Here is a 23643-nt window from a genome sequence, read left to right as displayed (position 1 = left end):
CCGCCAAATGAATAGTCTCCTCCAGAGCTCCCACCTGATGGAAGCCCCCTGCCCGGACCAGCCGCAGGGTTTCGCATTGAAGCTGATGGAACTGCTGGTCATTCCCACTTTTGTCCTTGACCCCCAGGGCCGGGTCATCATCTGGAACCGCGCCTGCGAGCGCCTGACCGGCGTCCCGGCGCACGAGCTGCTTGGCAGCAGCGCGCACTGGTGCGCCTTCTACGCCAACCAGCGCCCGACCCTGGCCGACCTGGTGATCGCCGGCCGTACCGGCGAGATCCTCGACCTGTACGACGGCCAGTCGCGCGGCCCGGCCGGGACCAGGGACAACCTGTGTGCGGAAAACTGGTGCGAAATGCCGCGCAGCGCCGGCCGCCGCTACCTGGCCGCCGATGCCAGCCCGATCTACGACAGCGACGGGCAGCTGGTGGCCGTGGTCGAGACCTTGCGCGACCTGACCGAGGAAAAGCAGACCCAGATCGCGCTGGAGCAGCTGGCTACGCGCGACGGCTTGACCGGGCTGGCCAACCGGCGCTGCTTCGACCATACCTTGCTGGCCGAGTGGCAGCGCGCCCTGCGCCAGGCGCAACCCCTGTCGCTGCTGATGGTCGACGTCGACAACTTCAAGCAGTACAACGACGCCTTCGGCCATGTCGGCGGCGACGATTGCCTGAAGCGCATCGCCAGCGCAGTAGCGAGCGAAATGCGCGCCAACGACCTGGTGGCGCGCTATGGCGGCGAGGAGTTCGCCGTGATCCTGCCCAACCAGTCGCTGAAAGGCGCCGCCATCGTCGCCGAGCGGATCCGCTGCCGCATCGAAGCGCTGCGCCTGCCCAACAGCGGCGCGTCCCAGCGCTACGTCACGGTCAGCATCGGTGCCGCGACCGCGATCGCCTCGCACGAGCAGCAGCCGGCGCAGCTGGTGGCCACGGCCGACGCGGCGCTGTACCGCGCCAAGCATATGGGCCGCAACCGGATCAGCCTGCCCGGCACTTAGCGCGCTGCGCTCCGCCCAGCATGGCGCGGTTGCGGCCGGAGCGCTTGGCTTCATACAGCGCCTTGTCGGCCGCCTCCAGCAAGCTGGCCGGCGTGTCGTCGGTGTCGGGGGGCAGCGAGCACAGGCCGACGCTGATGCTCACATGCGGCGCCACCAGCGAAGCGGCGTGCGGCAGATGCAGTCCCGCCACGTGCTCGCAGATCCATGTGCCGTAGCGCTGCACCTCTTCCTCGCAGCTGTTGGGCAGCAGCACCACGAACTCTTCGCCGCCGTAGCGCGCCACCAGTTCGCCCGGCCGGCGCGTGCACTGGGCCAGTGCCTGCGCCACCGTGCGCAGGCACTCATCGCCCACCTGGTGGCCATAGTGGTCGTTGTACAGCTTGAAATGGTCGACGTCGACCAGCGCCACGCCCAGTGCCGCGCCCTGGCGCCGGTGCCGCGCCACTTCGACCGTGAACTGTTCGTCGAAATAGCGCCGGTTGTGCAGGCCGGTCAGGCCATCTTTGTGCGCCAGCGTATCGAGGCTGGCCAGCGCCGCCTGCAAGCGCAAATGGGTGCGCACGCGCGCCTGCACCACCGGCCCGCTGAGCGGCTTGGTGATGAAGTCCACCGCGCCGGCATCAAGGCAGGCGATCTCGTTTTCCACGCCGCTGCTGGCGGTCACGAAAATCACCGGGCAATGCCGCAGGTCGGGATCGGCCATGATGCGGTCGCATACGGCAAAACCGTCCATGCTCTTCATCTGCAGGTCGAGCAGGATCAGTTGCGGGCGCTGGGCCCGTGCGATTTCCAGCCCCGCCATGCCGTTGGTGGCAAACAGCACCCGCGCCTGCTCGCGCAGCATGGCGCTCATCAGGCGGATGGTGTCGGGGTTGTCGTCGATGATCAGGATGGTGCTTTCCATGCTTCCTCACTCAACACATCAAGCGCGGTACCGAAGTCCAGCGCCTCGATCGCCGTTTCCAATTGCGCCGCAGCGTCGTCGCCGCGCTCGCTGGCCAGTTGCGGCCGCAGCTGGCGGAACTGCTCCAGTGCATCCAGGTCCTGCCGGCGCAGCATTTCGGCCAGGGTATGCATGGCCGCGTGCAAATCCTGCTGCACGCCGGCCGCGCGCGCCGGCTGTTCAAGCTGCAGCCAGCGCGCGCCGGCCTGCAGCGTCGCCGACAGCGCCATCTGCGCCAGTTCGAACTGGCGCCCGGCCTCGGCCCCATCGCCGTTGCGCAGGGCCGCCTCGGCCGCCAGTGTGGCGTCGGCGAAGTTGCGCGCGCCCAGGCTGCCCACACCGCCGCGCAGCGCATGCAGGCCCGCCGCAGCGGCCACCGCATCGCCATCCTGCCAGTGCGCCCGGGCCGCGTCCAGTTCCCCTTGCGACTGGCGTACCACGCGCTCCACCAGTGAAACAATGTTCTGCCGCTGCGGGCCGTGCCCGATCACCGCCAGCAGCTTGCGGATGGCGAACACGCCGGGTTGCTGCTCGGCGTCGCTGTGCGCCGCCGGCGCTGCTGCCGCCTGCTGCAGCAGGGCCGGCGGCGGTGGCGACGGCGCCCGCGCCGCGGCGCCGCCCAGGTGGGCCGCAATCGTGGCCAGCATCTGCGTGTACTCGACCGGCTTGGGAATGAAGCCGTCCATGCCGCATTCCTGGCACCTGGCCTGCTCGGTATCCAGCACACCCGCGCTCATCGCCAGGATCGGCAGGCGCAAGCCCATTTGCGCGCGCAGGATGCGGGTCGCCTCGAAACCGTCCATCACCGGCATCTGCACATCCATCAACACCAGGTCGAACGCCGCCGGCTCGGCGCGCAGCATGTCCACCGCCTGCTGGCCATGCTCGGCCACCGTCACCAGCGCGCCGGTCGGCTCCAGCACGCCGCGCGCCACCACCTGGTTGGTCAGGTTGTCTTCCACCAGCAGGATGCGCGCGCCGCGCAGCACGCTGGCATAGGCTGCCTGCGCCGCCTCCGGCGCCAGTTGCGGCACGGCGCCGCGCTGGCGCAAGCCCTGCAGCAGCAGGCGCAGGGCGCCGGGCATGACCGGTTTGGCCAGCGCTGCCGCTTCGCCCGCCAGCGAATGACGGTCCAGGCTGCGGTTCAGCGCTACCAGGCAGAGGCCGTCAAACGGCGCCGTGCCCTGCGCGTCCAGCAGTACCGAGTCGACCAGCGCCACGTCCCAGTTGGCGGCATCGGCGGCCGGCGCCGCCGCATGCGCCTCCACCACGCAGCCCCAGCCCCGCAATTGCGCCTCCAGGTAATGCAGCGTCGGCACATGGTCATCCACCAGCAGCACGCGCAGGCCGGCCAGCGCGCCGTCTGCGCAACCTTCCAGGCGCTGGCGGCGCGCCACTTGCAGCGGCACGGACACCACGAACTCGCTGCCGCGACCCGCTTCGCTGCTGACCGTGATGGTGCCGCCCATCAGCTGCACCAGCTGCTGCGAAATCGACAGTCCCAGCCCGGTGCCGCCGAAGCGCCGTGCAGTCGAACTGTCGGCCTGTTCGAAAGGATTGAACAGGCGCCCCAGCTGCTCGCCGCTCATGCCAATGCCGCTGTCGCTCACCACCAGCTGCAGGATTTCCATCGAACTGCCCGGCGCACTGCTGCCGATATGCACCCGCACCTCGCCTTCGGCAGTGAACTTGATGGCATTGCCCACCAGGTTGAGCGCCACCTGGCGCAGGCGCTGCAAGTCGCCCACCAGGCTGGGCGGCAGGTCCGCATCCAGCGTCAGCAGCAGGTCGAGGCGCTTGCCCACGCTGGCCGACTGCATCGCCGCCGCCACCGCTTCGGCCAGCTCGTCGACCTGGAACGGCGCGGCCACCACGGCCAGCTTGCCCGCTTCGATCTTGGACAGGTCGAGGATGTCGTTGACCAGGGCCAACAGCGCACTGCCGGAGGCGCGGATCAGGCGCACGTATTCCTGCTGTTCGGCGCTGAGAGGCGTGCGCTCGAGCAGTTGCCCGATGCCCAGCACCGCGTTCATCGGGGTGCGGATCTCGTGGCTCATATTGGCCAGGAAGGCGCTCTTGGCGCGGCTGGCTTCCTGCTGCTGCAGTTCGGCCTTCTTGCGCGCCGTGATGTCCAGCGCCACGATATGGAAGCCGCACACCTCGCCCTGCACATCGGTGTCGGGGATGTAGTCGGTCATGAAGTGGCGCTGCCAGCCGGCGCGCTCGGTATCGGTCTCGAAGTGCACCCGCTCGCCGCGCAGCGCCGCCGCCGCCTGCGGCTCGATCTGCCGGTACAGCTGCTCGCCCAGTACTTCCTTCATGCTGCGCCCGATCATGGCGGCCGGATCGATCCCGAGCAGGGTCTGGTAGCTGCGGTTGGCGAAGCGGAACACCTCGTCCTGGTCGACGTAGCCGATGGCGGCCGGATTATGGTCGGCCACCGTGCGCAGGAAGCGCTCCTTGTCCGCCAGCTCCAGCTGGGCACTGGCCAGCGCCGACAGCTGTTCTGCCGCCGCCTCTTCGCTGCGCCGGCTTTGCGTGGCGTCGGTCACAAACACCGCATACGCTTGCGCGCCATCGAGCGCATGGCGCCGCAGCGTCAGTTCGGCGTCGAAGCGCGTACCGTCGCGGCGCCAGCCCGTCAGGGCCACCGGCTGGCCGACGCTGCCGTCGCCCAGGCCGGCCAGCAGGCCGGCGCTGGCCTGCAACAGCTGGTCGACCGGCTTGCCCAACGCTTGCGCGCGCTGCCAGCCAAAGATTTCGCTGGCACGCCCGTTCCAGTCGCTGACGATGCCGGCTTCGCTCAGCCCGATAAACGCTTCCTGCGTCCCATCGAGCATGGCATGCATGCGCGCTGCCAGGGCCCGCCCGTCGCCCTGCGCCAGCGCCAGTTCTGCACTGCGCTCCTCCAGCTGCAGTTGCAGTGCGCCCTTGTCGCGCTCGAGTTGCTGCAGCAGATCGCGCTGGCGCAGCAGCGCGCCGTTGCACGCCAGGCGCAGGCTTTCCATTTCGCCGAAGCTGCCCGCCAGCGGCGCCACTTCGCGCGCCGTGCCCTGCTCCACCGCGTGCAGCGCCGCCGTGGCCTGCTGCAGCGGCCGCAACAAGGCGCGCGCGGTGCGCCAGCCCAGCAGTGCAAACAGCAGCGCCAGTACCATCCCGCCCAGTGCCAGGGCGGCCTGCAGGCGGCGCACCGGCGCCAGTGCGCTGGCCGTATCCTGGCGCACCAGCACCGTCCAGCCGAGCCCCGGATAGCCGTCGTAGCCGCGCGTGCGCCCATAGCCGACCAGGTAGCTGCGCCCATCGGCCCAGCGTTCTTCCACATAGCCGGAATGCTGCAAGCGCGCCTGCGCCAGCGCGCTGCTTGGCAGGGTCTGCTCGAGCAAGCCGTCCGGGCCCGCCAGCACCTTGCCCTCGCGCGCCACCACCATGGTGTTTTCCGCCAGCAGTTCGCGCGCCCAGTTCCAGTGCAATTGCACCCCCAGCACGCCCGCCGGGCGGCTGGCGCCGTCGTAGTAAGGGAAGGCCAGGTCCAGCACGCGCAGGGGGCGGCCACCGTTGGACGGCAGCAGGCGTCCCAGCAGCGGATCGGCATGCACATCGTGCACATACACTCCGCTGGGCGCCTCGGCCCACCAAGGCTGTTTCGAAACGTCGGCGCCTTCCAGCACGCCGCCGGTGGCGGCGCTGACTTTGCCTGCCGCATCGGCCAGGCCGATCCAGGCATACAGGGGATAGGTGCGCTGCAGGTCTTCCAGCAGGTGGCGCCGCTGCGCCGGCGTGTGCTGCTCTGCCAGCGCACCGGCGCGCCGCGCCAGCAGCTGTATTTCGCGATAGCGCTCGAACATGGCGGCGTCGAGCTGGTCGGCGCTGTCGCCGGCACGCTGCGCCAGGCCCTGGCCGATGCTGTGTTTGAGTTCGCCGGCAGTGCGCCAGCCCAGCAGGGCCGCCGCCAGTAAGGCCAGCAGCAGGACCGAGATTGCCATCAGTCCGGCCAGCACCGTCCCCAGGCCCGCCGGGCCAATCCTGTGTCGCAGGTCAGGACGTTCGGGCAAGGCGTGGTCTGGCATGGCAGCTCCGGTTCTCCGAAGCCCCGAGTATAACCGACTCTCCAGCGCAAAGTTGCCAGAAAGTCTTGCTCAACGTGCCTTCATTAATGCACTTTACGTCCCGAACGCGACTTCTGCGCCTTGGTTTCGCCGTGCTCGCGGCGCTGCTTGTTTACAATGCGCGCTGCGACCTCTTCCTCGCGGCCGGGGTAGCGGTGCTCTTCCTTGAACTCTTGCTTGAGTTCCTTGTATTCGCGCTCCCGCTTCGGGCTGGCTCCTTTTGGCATGACTGGCCTCCTGATGTCCGTTGCTGCCCCCATGCTAGCCAAGCCTTGCCAGGCACAGCGCACGTAACGAGAGCGGCTCCCGGCGTGCCGGCGCTGCACCGCTCAGAACTGCTCGACCCAGGCCGCCAGCTGCGACGGCGTCAGGGCGGCGTCGGCCTGCACCAGGCGGCATTCGACGCCCAGTACATTGCTGGCCATTTGCAGCGACGCGCCGCGCTTGCCCAGCCACAGCAGGCATGCCAGCCAGAACGCGTGTTGCGACGAGACCGGCGCGCTGGTTGGCGTTTCCAGGAATTCGGTGAGCTGGGACGCCTTCAGGAACAGTGCATGGCTGGCATCGACCGCGCGGAAGGTCGGGCCGAAGGCCTCCCCCAGCAGCGCAAAGGCATGCGCCGGGTCGGCATCGGCATAGCGCTGCTCCAGCTCCAGCAGGTGGTCGCGCACGGCGCAGCCGAAGGCGGCGCTGCGGAAGGCCTCCGAGCTGATCAGGTCGGAATGGTCCAGCATCAGCCAGTCCGGTTCCGGCGGCGTCATGCCGGCGCTGAGGGCGCCTGCCAGGTAGCTTTCCACCGGCACGAAGGACGGCCCGGCCGACAGGCTGGCCGCCAGCGTGTACAGGGTGCCGATGCGGCTGGCTACGGCCTGCTTCTGGCGTACCAGCAGCTTTTCGCGCAGCAGTTGCGAATGTTCCTTCTGCAGCTTGGCCAGGGCCAGTGCCTGTTTCAGTTCCATGCGCAGCGCGGCAATATCCCATGGCTTCTGGATATAGCGGTGGATCTGGCCCTGGTTGACCGCGTCCACCGTGTGCTCCAGTTCCGAATAGGCGGTGGTGAGGATGCGCACGATATGCGGGTAGCGGTCCCAGGCGTAGAACAGCAGCTCATTGCCATAGGCGCCGGGCATGCGCTGGTCGGACACCAGCACCGCGATCTCGTCGGCGTGCTCGTCGAGCATACGCTTGCCCTCCTCCACCGACTCGGCCACGTACACGGGCGCCAGCGCGCCGAGGGCGCGCTGGAAATATTTGAGGGCGGTCGCCTCGTCGTCGACGTAGAGGATCGCCGGCGTTTGTTTGGTCGGTTGTTCTGTCATGCTCGTTCCTTCTCTAACTCCGGGAAATTCATGGTGACGGTGGTGGCGCGACCCGGTTCCGACTGCACCCGCAGGTTGCCGCCGAACGATTGCATCACGCGGTTGCAGAAGATCAGGCCCCAGCCGCTGCCGCCTTCGCTGCCGTGCATGGACACCGGGTCCAGCAGCAGGCGGTTCAGCAGCGCCGGCGCAATGCCGGGGCCATTGTCCTGCACGATAATATACGGCCGCTCGGCAACGCCCACGGTGAGCCTGATGCGCGGGCCGGACTGGCCCTGCAGCGCGCGCAGCGCGTTGCTGAGCAGCGAGGACAGCACCAGCGCCACGCAGTTCGGCGAGGCGCGCACATTGAAGTCGGCCTGCACATCGACTTCGATCATCTCGCGCTGGCCGGGCGCCAGCGGATACACGCCCAGCAGGGCCGCGACCATCTGCTGCGCGCTGCCGCTGGCCAGGCGCGCGGTCGGCACCACGCTGGCGCGCTTGACCGATTCGACAAACGAAGCCAGCACCGACAGGCAGTAGCGCGCATTGTCGTTCATGTGCGCCGCGGCGTTGCCGATATCGGCCCGCAGCGGCAAGCCCTTGTCTTCCGCCTGGGCGTTGACGCGGCGCTGGATATTGCGCGCGAAATTGGCGATGGTGGCCAGCGGCGTATTCAGTTCGTGCGCCAGGAAGGCCACCGTCTCCTCGATCGCCAGCAGGCTTTGGCGGCGCATGGCGCGCTCGCGCGCATTTTCACTGGCCAGGCGCAGCGCGTCGCGCACCATATTGGCGTCCAGCGGCTTTTCCAGGATGCGGAAGATGTCGCCGCCGTTGATGGTTTCCAGCAGCACCTCCTTGTCGGCATAGGCCGTGACCAGGATGCGCACCAGGTGCGGGTAATCGCGCTCGACCTGGCGCAGCAGCTCGCCGCCGACGCGGCCCGGCATGCGGTAGTCGGTGACCAGCACGTCGATATCGCTGTCGGGCCTGGCCAGGATCACGAGCGCCTCGTCCACGCTGGGCGCGGTCAGTACCGTGAAGTCGTTCTCCACCGCGCGCGCAAAATACTTGCGCGCCAATTCCTCGTCGTCCACATACAGCACCGTTGCCTGCTGGCTGCGATCGCTCATTTCTCGCCTCCGCTCACGCGCGGCAGGTCAAAGGTAAACCGGGTCCATTCGCCCGGCACGCTTTCGGCCGCCAGTTGGCCGCCGTGGCGCTGGATCACGCTGTAGCAGATCGACAGGCCCAGGCCCAGGCCCTGCCCCACTTCGCGCGTGGTGAAAAACGGTTCGAAGACGCGGCCGATATTCTCCGGCGCGATGCCCGGGCCGTTGTCGCGCACCGTGATCTTCAGGCGCTCGCCGCGCGCTTCCGCATAGACATCGATGGCCGGATCCTGCGTCGCGCCCTTGCGCATGGCCAGCGCCGCATTGCTCAGCAGGTTGATCAGCACGCCGATGATGGCCGCTTCGTCGCCGCGCACCAGGGTATCGGGCTGCAGATGGCGATTGACCTTGATGCCCTTGATCTCGTGGCCTACCAGGCGCACCGACGATTCCAGTGCGCGCTCGAACAGGAATTGTGCGCTCTCGTGGTCGCTGCCGGACTTTCGGTAGGCGAAAGTCTTCAGGTCGGACACGATGTACTGCACGCGCTGCATGCCGGACTTGGCATCGGTCAGGCATTCCAGCAGCACTTCGCTGCCTTTTGCGCCCGGCTCCTCCATCGCGATGTCGATCGCCATCATGCAGAAGTTGACCGGGTTGTTCACCTCGTGCAGCAGGCCCGCAGCCAGCGTACCCAGGGCTGCCATCTTTTCCTGCTGCAGCATCTGGCCCTTGATCTCGGCCAGGCTGCGGTTGTTGGCTTCCAGCTGGGCGTTCTTGTCGGCCAGTTCCGCCTTCAACTGGAACAGGTTGAAGCGCGCCTGCTCGTTGTAATAGGTGCAGACCGCGCTGGCAATGGCGCTGAAGGCCAGCAGCAGCGAATTGACGGCAAAGGCGCCGCCCACCGGCGCCTGGCCGTCATGCACCCAGCAGGCGGCCGCGTACAGCAGGTAGGTGAGCAGGCCCAGCGTCAGGTTCTGCCACATGCGGAAGGCAAACGCGATGGCCGAGGCGAACACGCCCAGGTTCAGGCCCGCATAATAAATCGAGGAGGCGCCTTCGGTCACGGCAATCATCCAGGCAATCATGATCTGCGGCAGCATCAGCCAGGTGAAGCTCATCGCTTCCACATGGCGCGCGCCCCAGGGCTGGCGCATCAGGCCGATAATGCCCAGGATGGCCAGGGACACCAGCACCCGTGCCAGCGTAAAGGACCCCAGGTGGTCGGGATACAGGCTGAAATCGAGGCCGATGCCAAGCAGCACCAGGCCGATCGCGGTCCAGGCGCCGCCGCGGCTGAAGCGCAGCCGGTAGGCGCGCAGGTCCGACTCATAGGCCGCATGCAGGTGTGGGCTCACGTAGGGTGCCGGTCCGGTCATGGCAGCGACGCTTCGGCAAACACATTGACGCCGGTCGCATCGACATAGGTGAGGCGCGCGCGCGATTGCGGCGGCAGCAGTTGTTCCATCTTGGCTTCGTCGCGGTAGATCAGGTACCACTCCAGCAGGTGTTCCATGCCGGGGCGCTCCGGATTGTTGCTGTGGACGTTGGTCACCAGCAGGCGCCCGCCGCTCTTCATGCAGGAAGCGAAATAGTTCAGCAGGCGGTGGCAGACCTTGTCCGACAGGTAGTCGAACAGGCCGGCGCAATACACCACATCGAAGTCGGCCCCCGCTTGCGGACCGTCCACGCGGCGTTTCAGCAGGTTGTGCACGGAGTCCTGCACGAAGCGGATGTCGGGCTGGCGCGCCAGCCCGGCGCTGATGCCGCCCAGTTGGCCGCGCGTCCAGGCCAGGGTTTCTTCGCTGAAGTCGACCAGCTCGAACGACAGCCAGTGCGGCTCGTCGTACTCGCGCAGGAAGCGCTGGATCTCCTGCGCCGGCCCGCAACCCACGTTCAGCACGCGGTAGGGGCGGCCCACGCGCCGCGCCGCGTCGGCCTGGCGCTTCAGGAACCCGACCAGGATTTCGATGCGGTTGCGGTGCGCCACCGCCACCGCCGTCTGCAGGAAGGCGGCGTTGACGATCTGGAAGTAGGTGCTGGGGCCCTGGCGCGGGTCGCCCAGGATCTGGTTCACCATCTCATAGTCGCCGGCATAGCCGAGCGGCTTGCTGAAGGTGCGGAACACGAACGGCGCGCGCAGGATCAGCGGGTGCAGCGCGCCCTGGGCAAAAGCGCGGTGGGCCGCAGCCGCATCGGCCTCGACCAGGGCGGCTTCCTTGTTCAGGTCGTCGAAATAGCGGCGCACGCGCATGATCAGCGGCTCGGCCAGCTCGGCAAAGACGTCGGCGCGCAGGCGGCCGCCCTCTTTCGGCAGCGAATCGGACAGGTCGACCTGCTCCACCCAGCGCGCCACCTCGGCCAGGTAGGCGCGCGACTCGTTGACGGCAATCTGGTAATCGCGCCGGATGCGGAAGCGCTCGTCCCAGTCCGCCACGAACTTGCTCGCTTCGCGGCCCACTGCGCCCGGCAGCATCACCACCTCGCTCAGCTCGCGCCATTCGTCGATCAGCGTCACCGACACCACGGCAGTCAGGCCGGTGTTGACCATGCTGATCACTACCGCCTTGCCGATGTAGGCGCTGGCCGTTCCCATGCGTACCGTCAGCTCGCTTAACACTTCGCTGACCTGCACGATGGAATACGGGTTATACACTTCCATCACCAGCGACTTGCGCTGGAGCGTCACGATGGTGCCGCGGACCGCTTCACCTTGCGTGTTCAGGAAACTGACGACCGGATCGATTTGCGCCTGTGAATACACTTTTATTCGGAACTTAAATGGTTGCCGTGAATTAAATTGAGTGTACTGACTTGTGGCGCAAATCGCAACGTTTCACTATGAAGAATTGGCTGCATAACAGTAAGGCTTATATAAATGATAAGCGTACCCACTTGCCAACAGTACGCTGCCGCACAGACGCGACCATTTCCCGCCGCCAAAATGGGCCCAAGTCTTGGAGAATACGATGGAGCAGTCACGCAAGCAGCCACGCAAGCAGCCGCCCGCCGAACTGGAGCGGGCGGAATTCCACGAACGGTTTGCCCGCAGTTTCACCGATGCACGTTTTGACGGACTGCGCGACGCGGTGGCCGCGCTGGAAGAACTGGCCTGGCGCCAGTATTGCGATCAGCACCGGCCAGGCACAGCACATTAAGCGTTCGCCGCCAGCAGTTCGAGGCGGGCAGCCAGCCGGTCGGCCATCTGCGCCGGCGTGAAGCCGGCATAACGGTTGGCGACGCCGCGCGCCGCCATCAGGGTACGCCCGTCCATCAGCAAACTGCGCACCACGCTGCGCCAATCCACCGCCCCCGGCAGGCGACCGCCGTTGACCGCCACGCCGGCCTGTTCCAGGCGCGCCGCCAGCAGGTAGCGCTCGAGCTGGGTCGGCAACAGCAGCATGGGCACCGCGGCCAGCAGGGAATGCGCGATGCTGCCCTCGCCCGCCTGGCTGACGCAGATGCGCGACTCGGCCAGCGCTGCCGCCAGGTCGACCGGCCCGCGTGCATATGCCAGGCTGGTGGCATGTACCGGCGGCACCGCGCCGGCAGCTACTTCCGGTTGGTAGCAGAGCACCCGGCAGCCTTCCATCACCAGGGCGTGCAGCACCGCGACGTGGGCCGGATGTTCCTGGCGCAGGTAGACGAATACCTTGTGGCCGTGGCCGGGCGGCCACTGCGGCGCTTCGCCAGCCGGCGCCACGAAGGCGGGGCCGTACCACTGTTCGCGCTCGGGCGGGCGCCCATAATGGTCCAGTTCAGGCCAGGCGCACAGGAAATGCTGGCGCCCCAGCAGCGCATCGGCCGCCTGCACATATGGCACGCCGCCATGGTGCACCAGTACCGTATTCATGACTTTCAGGGCATGCATTTCGGCCGCAGCCAGGCGCTGCAGGTCCATCGCTTCCCACGGGCGGAAATTGGGCAAGGGCTGGCCCGGCGGCGGCAAGGTGAAACCGGCACCGATTGCCGCCGAAGGAATGTCCAGGGTGCGCGCCGCCAGCAAGGCCGTGGGCGCAAACTCGGCCACCACCACGTCGGGCTTCAGCAACTGCAGCGCCGAGCGCCAGCCGCGTACCAGGCCGTCCAGTCCCTGCGCTTCGCGGTAGCCGGAACTGAGCATGATTTCGGCCAGGCTGGCCGCATGCTGGGCGGCGCCGTGCAGCCAGAGCGGCGCCTGCAGCATCGTCACCTCGAGTCCGCCCAGCAGGCGCCGGGCCTGGCCCAGGTCGCGCACCGACAGGCTGACCGCATGGCCGCGTGCCAGCAGGGCTTGCGCAATGACCCGCAAGCGTCCTGCATGGGCCAGGTCCCCCCCTAATTCCCAAGCCAGGTGGAAATGAGCCATTCTCAGTTCACCCAGCCAAGTGTCATTGCATTTTTCACATTATTTCCAGTTAAGGCTGTGCCTTGGATTTTAGAACACACTCGCAAACAGGTGTGCAATACTAAGCCATGGCCCTCACCCGACTGCTACCCCAGAGCTTGCGTGCGCGCATGACCTGCGTGGTCATCTTGTTCGTGCTTGCAGCCACCAGCATCGTGACCTGGCTGGCCCTGTCGATGTCGGAACGGGACATGAAAAGCGTGATCGGCCAGCAACAGTTCAGCCTCCTGTCGGTCGCCGCCGCCCATATCGACGAGCAACTGGCCAGCAAACGCCTGCTGCTAAGCTCCATCGCGGACGCGATTCCGGCGACCCAGCGCACGCCCTCCGCGATTCACGCCGCCATCGAGCGCCATGCCTCGGCCTCCGCCGAATTTGCCAACGTGGCGGCGTTCGACAGCAATGGACGCTACCTGGCCAGCCTGCGCACGCCGCAGCAGGACAAGCCCAACGTGGCCGACCGCCCCTATTTCGTCCAGACCCTGGCGCAAAAGCGGGCCATCATATCACCGCCCCTGCGCGGTCGCGTGTCCAATTTGCCCGTCGTCGTATTGACCCATCCCATCATCGACAGCGGCGGCGACGTGCAGGCGGTCCTGGTGGGCAGCATCGACTTGCTGAACTCCGACTTCTTCCACCATTTCAATACCATGAAGCCGGGCAAAACAGGCTTCATGTTCATCATGACCACCGACGGCCTGCTGGTCAATCACCCCAACAAGTCACGCCTGCTGGAGCATATCAACGCGCGCCCCGGCCTTAACCTCGGTACCCAGCGCGCGCTCGATGGCTTTGAAGGGTGGATGGAGGCGAGCAACAAGGATGGCGTGGACGGCATCTATTCCTATAAGCGGCTGAGCGCCACCAACTGGATCGTGGCGGCGCGCTACCCGACTGCCGAAGCATTCGCGCCCATGATCAGCATGCGCCAGCAAGCGGTGCTGGCGGCAACGGTGTTTGCGGCGGTGGCCGGGGTGCTGAGCTGGCTGATGATCAACGCCCTGCTGTCGCCGCTGCAGAAACTGCGCGCCAACCTGCATGCCATCCGCAACCGCGGCGGCGATATCAGCCTGCTGCGCAGCGGCGGCAAGGACGAGATCGGCGAGCTCAGCGAAGCCCTGTATGAACTGACGGCGGAACGCCAGGCCGCGCAGGACCGGCTGGCCGCAAGCGAAAAACGGGCGCGCGTGATCGCCGACAACATCCCGGCCCTGGTGGCCTATATCGACCGCGACCTGCGCTACCATTTCACCAACGAGCATTACGAATTCCTGCTCGGCATCGACCCGCGCACCATGCTCGGCAAGCGTTTCGATGAAGTATTTGGCACCGAAGCCTGCGAACGCTGGAAGGATTGCTTCGATATCGTGCTGGCCGGACGCCGCGTCCACGTCGAGCGCCCCGGCGAGGAACTGGAGCGCCACCTGCACCTGATGGCCGAACTGGTGCCGGACCTGGCGCCCGATGGCAGCGTGCCTGGCTTCTACATGATGTGCACCGACATCACCGAGCGCAAGACTGCCGAACTGGCGCAGGCTGCCAGCGAGAAGCGCCTGCGCCTGATTGCCGACCATTTGCCGGTGATGATCAGCGCCATCGACCGCGAGCACGTCCTGCAGTTCGGCAACGCCACCTACCGCCGCTGGCTCGATACCGATCCCGATACCCTGCCCGGGCGCCCGATGGCCAGCGTAGCCGGCGGCAGCGCCTACCAAGAAGCGCGCCCCTGGCTTGACCGCGCCTTCAGCGGTGAAGTCACGGAATACGAATCGACCGCCCGCCTGCACGGCGAGCCGCGCGTGCTGGAAACCATTTTCGTGCCCGATGTGCGCAAGGACGGCAGCGTACCTTTGGTCTACGCCCTGACCACCGACGTTACCCGCAGCCGCGAGGTGGAAGCGGAATTGCTGCGCCAGGCGCGGCGCGACCCGCTGACCGGCATCCCCAACCGGCGCCAGTTCGAAGACGTGCTGGACCAGGCCATCGAACGCGTGCGGCGCCAGGACAGCCAGATGGCGCTGGCCTACCTCGACATCGACAATTTCAAGCACATCAACGACAGCCTGGGCCACGCCGGCGGGGACGAAGTGTTGAAGGAATTCGCACTGCGCCTGTCCGGCAGCGTGCGCACCACCGATACCGCGGCGCGCCTGGCTGGCGATGAATTCGTGATCGTGTTTGAAAATATCCGCCATGCCGGCGAGGTCCAGCTCCTGGCGGAGAAGGTCATGGCTGCCGTGGCGCACGATTTCACCGTGCTCGACGCGCCACTGCGCGTCACCACCAGCATCGGCATTGCACTGTATGCCGGCGGCACCGAAACGGCGGGCGGCCTGATCGGGCGCGCCGATATGGCGCTGTACGATACCAAACGCCGCGGCCGCAACGGCTTCACCATCGACAATGGCCGCGGCCTGCCGGAAGCGGCGATATCCCAGCCCTAGGCCGCGCGCAGCAACTCAATCAAGCGGCGCCCGGCCGGCCCCGGCGGCAGGTCCTTGCGCCAGCTTGCATACATTGAAAATGCCTGGCCCAGAACCGGACTCGCTTCCAGCGACAGCTCGACCAGCGTGCCGCGCGCCAGCTCGTCTTGCACCATATGGCGCGGCATGCCGCCCCAGCCCAGGCCCGCGCGCAGGAAAGCATGCTTGGCGCCCAGGTCCGCCAGGCGCCAGCCTTGCTGGTTGACCACACCGAATTGACGTCCCGCGGTGAGCGTCGAGCGGTCGCTCAAGATCAGCTGCACATGGCGCGCCGCCTCGCTGCGCGCAATCGGCGCAGGCATGGCGGCCAAAGGGTGGCCGGCCGCCGCCACTGCCACCACCGGCACCTCGAACAGGAAGTCCGTTTCGCACTCTGGCGGCACATCGGGATAAGAACCGATCACGGCTAGCCGGCAGCGCCGCTCCAGCAAGGGCTGCACCACGGCGCCCAGGGCTTCCACATCAAGGCGCAGCGGCGTGCCGGGAAACTCGTGATGGAAGACCCGCACCGCCTCCGTCAGCCGCCCGATCGGGAACATCACGTCGACCGCGACCGACAGTTCCGCTTCCAGTCCCTCGGCTAGGGTACGGGCCCTGGCCTTGAAGCCATCCATGCTGCTGGCCGCGGCGCGCGCGCAATCGAGCAAGGCGCGCCCCTGTTCCGTCAATTGCGGATAGCGGCCGCTGCGGTCAAACAACTGGAAGCCGACTTGCATTTCGAGGTTGGCGAGGGTCTGGCTGACCACCGATTGCGCGCGCCGCAGCTTGCGCCCCGCTGCCGAAAAACTGCCCTCTTCGGCGGCCGCGATGAAAGTACGCAGCTGGTCCATCGACATTGCGTCAAGCATGTGCGATCCTGTGTTTTACCAATGGCGGCCGATTTTACACGACCATGTAAGACTGGTCCGACATGGCGGCGCGCTTCTCTCTGCTTGGAAACACTGCCTTGCAATTGGATACTGGTTGACATGATGACCACACTTCCACTTAGCCGTAGCCCCCAGGCCGCAGCCAGCGGCCCCTCGCAACAGCTGTATATGCTGCTGCGCGAGGCGCCCGACCGCGCCGCCGCAACTGGCTACCTGCAGCGGCGGTTGGCCGAGGCGGCAGCCCTGCCATCATCCTGGAGCGGCGGCCTGCACGGCCTGGAAGAATGGCTGGAACTGCGCAGCCGCAACCGCGCCGAGGAGTTCCGGCAATACCAGCAAGGACGGCAGGAAGGCGCCCCGCGCCGCCACTTTGCGACGCTGGCCCAGGCACGCCGCTTCCTGAGCGTGCAGGCGCCCGGCTTGCTGGTCGAAGGCGCCTGGCTGCATAGTGTGCTCGACCATTGGCGGCAGGCGGCCTATATGCCGCTGGTCAAGCTTTACCTCGATTACCTCGGCAAAGGCATTCCGGCGGCTAATCATGTTGCGCAAGTGCGACAAGTGCTTGCCGTCCAGGCCTGCAGCACCTGGCAAGACCTGGAAGACGGCGGCTTCGTGCAAGGCGCTATCCGGCTCGCGCTGGCCAGCGCGGGCGAACCCTACGTGGCTGAGCTGCTTGGCTATCAGCTCGCCGTCGCGGACCAGCCCGCCGCCCAGCCTTCGCTGCTGCTTGAACTGGCAGAACTCGGCATCGCATTGCCGCCCCCGCCGCCTTCCGACAGCGTCATCCTCAATGTGCTGCGCGCCATGCTCGGCGAGGCGCCTGAAACAGCGGCCCAGTTCATGCAGCAAGTCGAGCTGGGCTATGCCCTCGGTCGCATCGGCCTGCAAACCATGCCGGCGACGCCGGAAGACGGCGCGCCACAGGACCCGCCGGTTGCCAACGGATCCGCCATGCCTGCCATCTTCGCTGCGCCTGCGGCCGGCATTACGGAGGCCGCCGAGGCGCCGCCGGTGCCGGAAGACCCCCGCCCCATCCTGCGCCACCGCTTCGACGGCGACGAGCACGCCTGGGAAACCATCTCCAGCGAGCTTGGCCTGCTGGAAGCCCAGATCGCAGCCTGCGGCGGCAAGGCCGAAGCCATGACCCTGCTCGCCCGCCACATGGGGCCAGCCGTGCATCACCAGCCGCTGGGACTGATGGCAGCCCGCGTCTATTCGCAATTGTTCGCACTTGCCTGAGCCTCGCCCCGGCGGGCCAATGCTTCCGGCATGCCGGTCCTAGCCCGCCAGGGATGCCCTCAGCAATGCCGGTGTCAGCCCGGTCCAGCGCTTGAAGGATCGACGGAAATTGGCTGCATCATGGAAGCCCAGGTAATCCGCTACTGCCTCATTGTCGGCCCGCCGCGATTGGAAAAGGTACAAGGCCACGTGGGTGCGGACCTGGTCCAGCTCCGCCACGAAGTGCGTGCCGTAGCGAGCCAGGTGTCGCTTGAGCGTCGCAGGGCTGACACCGAAAGCCGCACTCGCACTTTCCAGCGTGGGAGCGCAGCGTACTTCGGCCAGCAGGTAGTCGTACAGTGCATCGGCCAAGCTGGGCGCGCGCCCACGCCCGCCTGCGGCAGCCAGGCCGGCCGCGCATGCATCGGCATTCCCGCCCGGCCATGGCTGCGACAGCAACGCAGCATCCAGCAGCATGGCGTCGAGCTGGCAATCGAAACGCAGGTCGCCGCCAAGATGCACCTCATGCTGCTCGATGTGGCGCGGCCGGGCGCGGTTAAAACAGAAGCGCCACGGCAGGCGGCGGCCGCCCAGCCAGCGCGCCAGCGACACCACGGCCGTCATATGCATCTCCACCAGCGCCGCGCGCAGGCCGGGCGCGCCATGGCTGTCGCTCCAGTACAGCACAGCCTGGCCGTCGCCAACGTGCAGGCGTGGGCGCAGCAATGGCGATAGGAACGACGGCCACTCGCACAGGATCGCGAGCGCCTGCCCAAGCGACGCGGCCTGGCGCAGTGCGCCCGACAGAGCGGGATCTGCGCCGGGCAGCATGTGTTGGCCGAGCATAAAGCCGGTGTCCGGGCTATCCAGTTCGCGCAAAGTGTTGCCGAGCAGTTGCAGGCATTGCTGCGGGCTCAGCAGCGTACCCTGTAACGGCGCGCCGCCATCGCCGGGCATGCCTGTGCCACGCGCGATCGGCGCCGGCAGCGCATCGCGTTGCAGTGCGTATTTCAAAAAGTGCCATGGCACGCCTTGCGCGGGAATGGTCGCCTGGTCCGGCAGCGTGTAGCGGATCACGACGCGTAAGCCGCCTGCGACCGCGGCAAAAGGACCTCCCCGGCGCCATCGACTGCGGCGGACAGGCGCGCCAGCAGGCAATCTGCATCGCCTTGCGCCGCATCGCTCGCAAAACGAAGGCTCACCGGCAGTGGACCTTGCGGCCCATGATGGCGCATCGCCGCCACCATGCTGCACAAATGCTGTGCCAGCGCGCGCGCCTGGTCGTCCTTCATGCCGGGCAACAGCAATGCAAATCGGTCACCGGCGTAGCGGCACAGCAGGTCTTCATTGCGCAGGTTAAGCAACAGCATGTGCCCAACCGCCTGCAACACGCGATCGCCCTCGCGCGCGCCATGTTCGCGGTTGATCCGGTGGAAGCCGTCGATGTCCAATAAGACCAGCGCGCATTGGCCGGACGGGTCGCGTTCCTGCTCCAGCCGGATCTGGTGCCGCATGTAGGCAGCATCGGCCAGTTGCGTCACGCGGTCGAATGCGCGGTGCTGGCGGAACAGCCGTTCGCGCTTGGCCAGGTGGTCGTTCAGCATGAACTGCTCGTGGCGCCAGTAATAGATGCCGGCCGTCAGGACCAGCATCCCGAATGGCACCAGGGCCTCCAGCCAGTTGTCCCAGCTTGCTGCCTTGTCGATACGGAAGAATTCATCGAGGCAGTCGGCCCAGGAGCCGAGCATGATGGCGGCCAGCCCGCCGGACAACAATCGCGTGACCAGCCCTCCCGGCCGGCTGCTCAGGGTCATGACGAACCACAGCCCCGCCATGGCCGCCATGCCGCCTTCGGCAACAATGTCCATCCAGCGCCACGCGTTGAACGGTTTGGCCTGGCCCGCGCCGGCATACAGCAGCAGGCACGCAATCACGGCAAGCGCCGCGGCCACCAGGGAATGTCGATGAAGTTTCAGCATAACCGCGCAGCTTAGTCCTGCCGTGTGACCGGCGCATGACAGGCACGGGGTCATTTCAGCTCACCGCCGGGTAACCAGGCTGTCATCCAGGCTTCACATAATCCGCTGCATTCTTCCACTCCAAACAGAATGCAAATGAAAACCCAATTGAGCGCTCTCGCCGCCGGCGTCCTGACACTGGCCAATGCCATCGCCGCCGAGGGTGCGGATGCTTCGCTGGCAGGCGCCAGCGTCGTCATTACCGGCCAGCGCGCAGTGCTGGCCAAGTCCATCGCGGCCCAGGACAAGGCTGACAACATCATCAACGTTTTGAGCAGCGACGATATCGGCAACCTGCCCGACAAGAATGCCGCCGAAGCGCTGGCCCGCCTGCCGGGCGTCTCCGTGCAGCGCGACCAGGGCGAAGGCCGCTATATCACCGTGCGCGGCCTGGGGCCCGACCTGAACGCGGTCACCATCAACGGCGCGCTGGTGCCGTCGCCGGAAGCGAGCCGCCGCGCAGTGGCGCTCGACGTGCTGCCGGCGGGCCTGATCCGCTCGCTCGAAGTCACCAAGACCCTGACGCCGGAACAGGACGCCAGCTCGCTTGGCGGCACCGTCGAAGTCAAGTCGCTGTCCGCCTTCGACCTGCCAGGTTCACTGCTGACCGTGAACGCGGCCGCCTCGCACGACCAGAACACCGGCAAGAACAGCCCCAGTGCAGGCATGTTGTGGGCGAGCCGTTTTGGCGACGGCAAATTTGGTGTGGCGGTAGGCCTGGGCGGAGAAAGACGAAAATTCGGTTCCGATAACGTGGAAACGGGCGGTGCGTGGGACGGCGAACGCCTGTCGGGCTTCGAACTGCGCGACTACCTGCCGGTGCGCGAACGCCGGGCTGCGGCACTGAACCTGGACTACCTGCCGCAAGCCGGCAATAGCTGGTTCCTGCGTACCTTCCTGAGCCGCTTCAGCGATGACGAGGTGCGCGACCGCCTGACCGTCAGCAACGTCAGCGGCGGCACCCTGGCCGAAGGCGTCCCGGCCAGCGCCCGCCTCGAGCGCCGCATCCGCCAGCGCAAATATACGCAGGAAATCCAGTCTGCCGTCCTCGGCACCCAGCAAAAACTCGGCGCCTGGCTGCTCGGCGTCCAGGCCGGCCGCAGCAAGGCTGACGAAGATACGCCGGAGGCGCTGAACGATGGCCGGTTCCGCGGCGCCGCCAATTTCAAAGGCATCAGTTTCACTAACGGCGAACGCCCGGCATTGACTGCGCCGGCCTCCGCCTACGATCCGTCCAGCTACAGCCTGAACGCGATCACGCTGCAGCAGCGCTACTCAAAGGATACCGGGCAGCACCTGAAGTTCGACCTCGGGCATGTCTTCGAACTGGGCGAAATGCACGCGGCGCTGAAATTCGGCGCCAAGGCAAGCCGCCGCGAAAAAACCAGCGACAGCAACCAGTGGAGCTACGGCAGCAAGGCTGTCAGCGGTTCCCTGTCGATGGCATCGTTTGTGCAAGGCCGCCAGCTTGATTACCCGTTCGGCCAGATCGGGGCCGCCATCGATCCGGCCGCGATCCGCGCCCGCGTTGCAGGGCTGGACCGTAATGCCGCCCGCCTCGCAGCCGAATCCGCCATCAACGACTTCGCCCTGAATGAGGATATCGATTCCGCCTACTTCCAGAACACCCTGTCGCAAGGCGACTGGCGCCTGCTGGCGGGCGTGCGCGCCGAGCACACCGCTTTCGACGCCTCCGGCGTGCGCGTCAATGGCAGCGCCATCACGCCGTTGCGGCGCAGCCGGTCCTACACCAGCTGGCTGCCATCGCTGCAACTACGCTACGATCTGGACCGCAGCACCAGCCTGCGCAGCGCCTGGACCAATTCCGTCGTGCGCGCCAACTTCAGCCAGTTGGCGCCCGGCGTCGCGCTGGCCAGCGCGACCGAAGCCACGATCGGCAACCCCGACCTGAACCCGCTCAAATCGCACAATCTTGACCTCGGCGTCGAACGCGTGATCGGCAACGATGGCATGCTGTCGGCCTACCTGTTCTACAAGGACATCAAGGATTTCACCTATACCACCAATCTCGCCGGCAGCGGCCAGTGGGCCGGCTACACCAGTGCCACCACTTACGCCAATGGCGACACGGCCAAGGTGAAGGGTCTCGAGCTGTCATGGCAGCAGCCGCTGCGCATGTTGCCGGCTCCATTCAATGGCCTGCTGGTCGGTGCCAATGGAGCCGTGACCGGCTCGCGCGCCAATATCGCACGTTTCGACAGCAAGGCCGGCGCAATGCTCGGGCGCCGCATCCCGATGCCGGGCCAGTCTGATCGGGTCATGAACCTGATGCTAGGCTACGAAGCCGGCCCGGTCAGCACCCGTATTGCGCTGAACACCAAGTCGCCCTACCTGCTGGAACTGGGTTCGGACCTGCTGAACGGCGCACAGGACCGCATTGTCGATACACAGAAGCAGGTCGACTTTTCCCTGTCCTGGCAGTTGTCCAAAGGCTTGCAACTGGGATTCGATGTCGCCAACCTGGGTAACGAGAAGTACTACGTTTATCAGGGCGTCAAGTCGCACAACGCCCAGTACGAGCAATACGGCCGCACCTATAAGCTGGGCCTGAAAGCGAGCGTGTTCTGATGCGCCGTCTCTCTTGCCTCGCGTTCCTGCTGGCCTGCGCCTTGCCCGCTGCCGCGGCTGACACCATTGCCCTCCCAGGCGGCGCCACCCTGTCGCTCGACAAACAAGGCCTGCATTTGCGCGCCGCGGATGGCGCCGAGCGCGCCCGGATGGCCTTGCGCGGCCGCCATCTCGATTACCGCGCCGGCACCGCGCTGGTCGTCGACGCCAATACCGAGCGCGCAATCGCCGTGGCAGTCGACACTGCCAGCGCCACGCTGGCAGGCAGCGCGGTACTTGACGGCTCCGCCCTTGCTCCCGAAGCCGCCTGCCTCTACCGCGATGGCCAGGGCCTGCTGTACGCATTCCTGGCCGGGAAAGACGGCCAGGCCGAGCAATGGCTGCTGCACGGCCGCCCACAATTGCTGCGCAAGCTTGCCCTGCCTCCGCACAGCGAACAATGCGTGGTGCACGATGCGAGCGCCAGCCTGGTCGTTGCGGAAAAAGGCATGGGCGTCTGGGCCTACAATGCCGACGCAGAAGGCCCCCCTGGGCGCCGCGCGCTGGCGATTGGCGCGGCCTACGGCCTGGCAGCAGCCCGGGAAGGCGTGTCCCTGCTTGGCCGCGACGGAAAGGTCCGCCGCACCATTGCGTTGCACACCGACTTGCCGCCAGCAGTCGTCGTGCAAGCGCAGGTGCAGACCGAAAACATGCCGCGCATGGGCGATGCGGCCGACGATCCGGCGATCTGGATCGATCGCCAGCATCCCGCCGAGGGCCGCGTGCTCGGCACGAACAAGAAGCAGGGGCTGCATGTCTACGACCTGCAAGGCCGCCAGCTGCAAATGCTCGAATCGGGCCGCCTGAACAACGTCGACCTGCGCCAGGGCGTCATGCTGGACGGCCAAGCCTACGACCTCGCCGCTGCCACCCAGCGCGACGAGAACTCGCTGGTGCTGTACACCATCGACGCCGCTGGCATAGTGGCGGAAGCCGCCCGCTTCCCGACCCCATTGGAGAAGATTTACGGCATCTGCCTGTACCAGCCGGCCAGCGGCGGCCTGCAGGCCTTTGTCAACGACAAGGACGGCAGCTACCTGCAATACCGCATCGGGCGCCAGGCCGGATCCTTCACCGCCGCCGAGGTGCGCCGATTCAAGCTGGCGACCCAGCCTGAAGGCTGTGTTGCCGACGACCGCAACGGGCGCCTGTTCGCCGGTGAAGAAAAGCGCGGCGTCTGGAGCATCGACGCCCGCGCAGATGCCAAGGCAGAGCCGAAAATGATCCTGCCGGTCGGCGGCCCGCTGCGCGCTGACGTCGAAGGCATGGCCATCTACCACGGCGCCAGTGCCAGCTACCTGGTCGTCTCCAGCCAGGGCAGCAACAGTTACGTGGTGGCCGACGCCATGCCCCCGCACCGCATCCGCGGCAGCTTCCGCATCGGCATGAACCCCGAAGCAGGCATCGATGGCGCCTCGGAGACCGACGGCCTGGATGTCACCTCCGCCAACCTCGGCGGCCGCTTTGCGCGCGGCATGCTGGTGGTGCAGGACGGGTACAAGCGCCTGCCCGATGGCGCACAAAATTTCAAGTATGTTGCATGGGACGATATCGCCCGCGCGCTGGGCTTGCTGTAGTGGT

At 66.7% G+C, this 23643-nt stretch carries 17 protein-coding genes; 6 read left to right on the top strand and 11 right to left on the bottom strand.

Annotation, left to right across the window (positions count from 1 at the left end; all coding sequences use genetic code 11):
• Positions 1–7: 7 nt before the first annotated feature.
• Entirely contained in the window at positions 8–997 is a 990-nt protein-coding gene (locus ASE26_RS18945) for a diguanylate cyclase (RefSeq protein WP_082507079.1), read from the top strand.
• Here the strand turns inward: ASE26_RS18945 and ASE26_RS18940 are convergent.
• The 7 genes from ASE26_RS18940 to ASE26_RS18910 form a co-directional block, all read right to left on the bottom strand.
• On the bottom strand, positions 978–1901 hold the full coding sequence (locus tag ASE26_RS18940) for a diguanylate cyclase domain-containing protein (RefSeq protein ID WP_055923593.1): 924 nt from the start codon (positions 1899–1901) through the stop codon (positions 978–980). The genes ASE26_RS18945 and ASE26_RS18940 overlap by 20 nt on opposite strands.
• Complete coding sequence (locus ASE26_RS18935) at positions 1883–6007, bottom strand: ATP-binding protein (RefSeq protein WP_055923596.1); 4125 nt, start codon at positions 6005–6007, stop codon at positions 1883–1885. Before ASE26_RS18935 ends, ASE26_RS18940 begins: the two co-directional genes overlap by 19 nt.
• 83 nt (positions 6008–6090) lie before the next feature.
• Positions 6091–6273: a hypothetical protein gene (locus ASE26_RS18930; protein ID WP_055923599.1), complete on the bottom strand. Its 183-nt coding sequence runs from the start codon at positions 6271–6273 to the stop codon at positions 6091–6093.
• A gap of 102 nt (positions 6274–6375) precedes the next feature.
• Positions 6376–7365 carry a response regulator gene (locus ASE26_RS18925; protein WP_055923602.1) on the bottom strand — a complete coding sequence of 330 codons (990 nt, stop codon included), beginning with the start codon at positions 7363–7365 and terminating at the stop codon, positions 6376–6378.
• Positions 7362–8480, bottom strand: a complete 1119-nt coding sequence (locus tag ASE26_RS18920) for a hybrid sensor histidine kinase/response regulator (RefSeq protein ID WP_055923605.1) — start codon at positions 8478–8480, stop codon at positions 7362–7364. Before ASE26_RS18920 ends, ASE26_RS18925 begins: the two co-directional genes overlap by 4 nt.
• A complete protein-coding gene (locus ASE26_RS18915; protein WP_055923608.1) occupies positions 8477–9838 on the bottom strand; it encodes a sensor histidine kinase in 1362 nt (453 codons plus the stop codon). The genes ASE26_RS18920 and ASE26_RS18915 overlap by 4 nt, the downstream gene beginning before the upstream one ends.
• A complete protein-coding gene (locus ASE26_RS18910; protein ID WP_057246733.1) occupies positions 9835–11223 on the bottom strand; it encodes a class I SAM-dependent methyltransferase in 1389 nt (462 codons plus the stop codon). Before ASE26_RS18910 ends, ASE26_RS18915 begins: the two co-directional genes overlap by 4 nt.
• 205 nt (positions 11224–11428) lie before the next feature.
• Between ASE26_RS18910 and ASE26_RS18905 the strand changes: the two genes are divergently transcribed.
• The gene (locus ASE26_RS18905) at positions 11429–11617 is read left to right on the top strand and encodes a hypothetical protein (protein WP_057246732.1); all 189 of its coding nucleotides are present in this window, start codon (positions 11429–11431) and stop codon (positions 11615–11617) included.
• On the opposite strand, the gene ASE26_RS18900 is transcribed toward ASE26_RS18905, so the two are convergent.
• Entirely contained in the window at positions 11614–12807 is a 1194-nt protein-coding gene (locus ASE26_RS18900; protein ID WP_156397796.1) for a glycosyltransferase, read from the bottom strand. The two genes, ASE26_RS18905 and ASE26_RS18900, sit on opposite strands and share 4 nt — an antisense overlap.
• Before the next feature lie 107 nt (positions 12808–12914).
• Here ASE26_RS18900 and ASE26_RS18895 point away from each other — a divergent pair, with 107 nt between their 5' ends.
• On the top strand, positions 12915–15290 hold the full coding sequence (locus ASE26_RS18895) for a diguanylate cyclase domain-containing protein (protein ID WP_229208180.1): 2376 nt from the start codon (positions 12915–12917) through the stop codon (positions 15288–15290).
• Here the strand turns inward: ASE26_RS18895 and ASE26_RS18890 are convergent.
• On the bottom strand, positions 15287–16177 hold the full coding sequence (locus ASE26_RS18890; RefSeq protein WP_055923623.1) for a LysR family transcriptional regulator: 891 nt from the start codon (positions 16175–16177) through the stop codon (positions 15287–15289). The two genes, ASE26_RS18895 and ASE26_RS18890, sit on opposite strands and share 4 nt — an antisense overlap.
• A 120-nt stretch (positions 16178–16297) precedes the next feature.
• Here ASE26_RS18890 and ASE26_RS18885 point away from each other — a divergent pair, with 120 nt between their 5' ends.
• Positions 16298–17437, top strand: a complete 1140-nt coding sequence (locus ASE26_RS18885; protein ID WP_055923627.1) for a hypothetical protein — start codon at positions 16298–16300, stop codon at positions 17435–17437.
• A gap of 39 nt (positions 17438–17476) precedes the next feature.
• On the opposite strand, the gene ASE26_RS18880 is transcribed toward ASE26_RS18885, so the two are convergent.
• The gene (locus ASE26_RS18880; protein ID WP_055923630.1) at positions 17477–18493 is read right to left on the bottom strand and encodes an AraC family transcriptional regulator; all 1017 of its coding nucleotides are present in this window, start codon (positions 18491–18493) and stop codon (positions 17477–17479) included.
• Entirely contained in the window at positions 18490–19395 is a 906-nt protein-coding gene (locus ASE26_RS18875; protein WP_055923633.1) for a GGDEF domain-containing protein, read from the bottom strand. Before ASE26_RS18875 ends, ASE26_RS18880 begins: the two co-directional genes overlap by 4 nt.
• A 135-nt stretch (positions 19396–19530) precedes the next feature.
• On the opposite strand from ASE26_RS18875, the gene ASE26_RS18870 reads away from it, so the two are divergent.
• On the top strand, positions 19531–22023 hold the full coding sequence (locus ASE26_RS18870; RefSeq protein ID WP_055923635.1) for a TonB-dependent receptor: 2493 nt from the start codon (positions 19531–19533) through the stop codon (positions 22021–22023).
• The gene (locus ASE26_RS18865) at positions 22023–23639 is read left to right on the top strand and encodes a phytase (RefSeq protein WP_055923637.1); all 1617 of its coding nucleotides are present in this window, start codon (positions 22023–22025) and stop codon (positions 23637–23639) included. Before ASE26_RS18870 ends, ASE26_RS18865 begins: the two co-directional genes overlap by 1 nt.
• Positions 23640–23643: the final 4 nt, after the last annotated feature.

The organism is Duganella sp. Root198D2 (assembly GCF_001428585.1).
Lineage (GTDB): Bacteria > Pseudomonadota > Gammaproteobacteria > Burkholderiales > Burkholderiaceae_D > Rugamonas.
The sequence above is the reverse complement of the archived record's forward strand: the minus strand, read 5'-3'. Positions and strand labels throughout refer to the sequence as shown.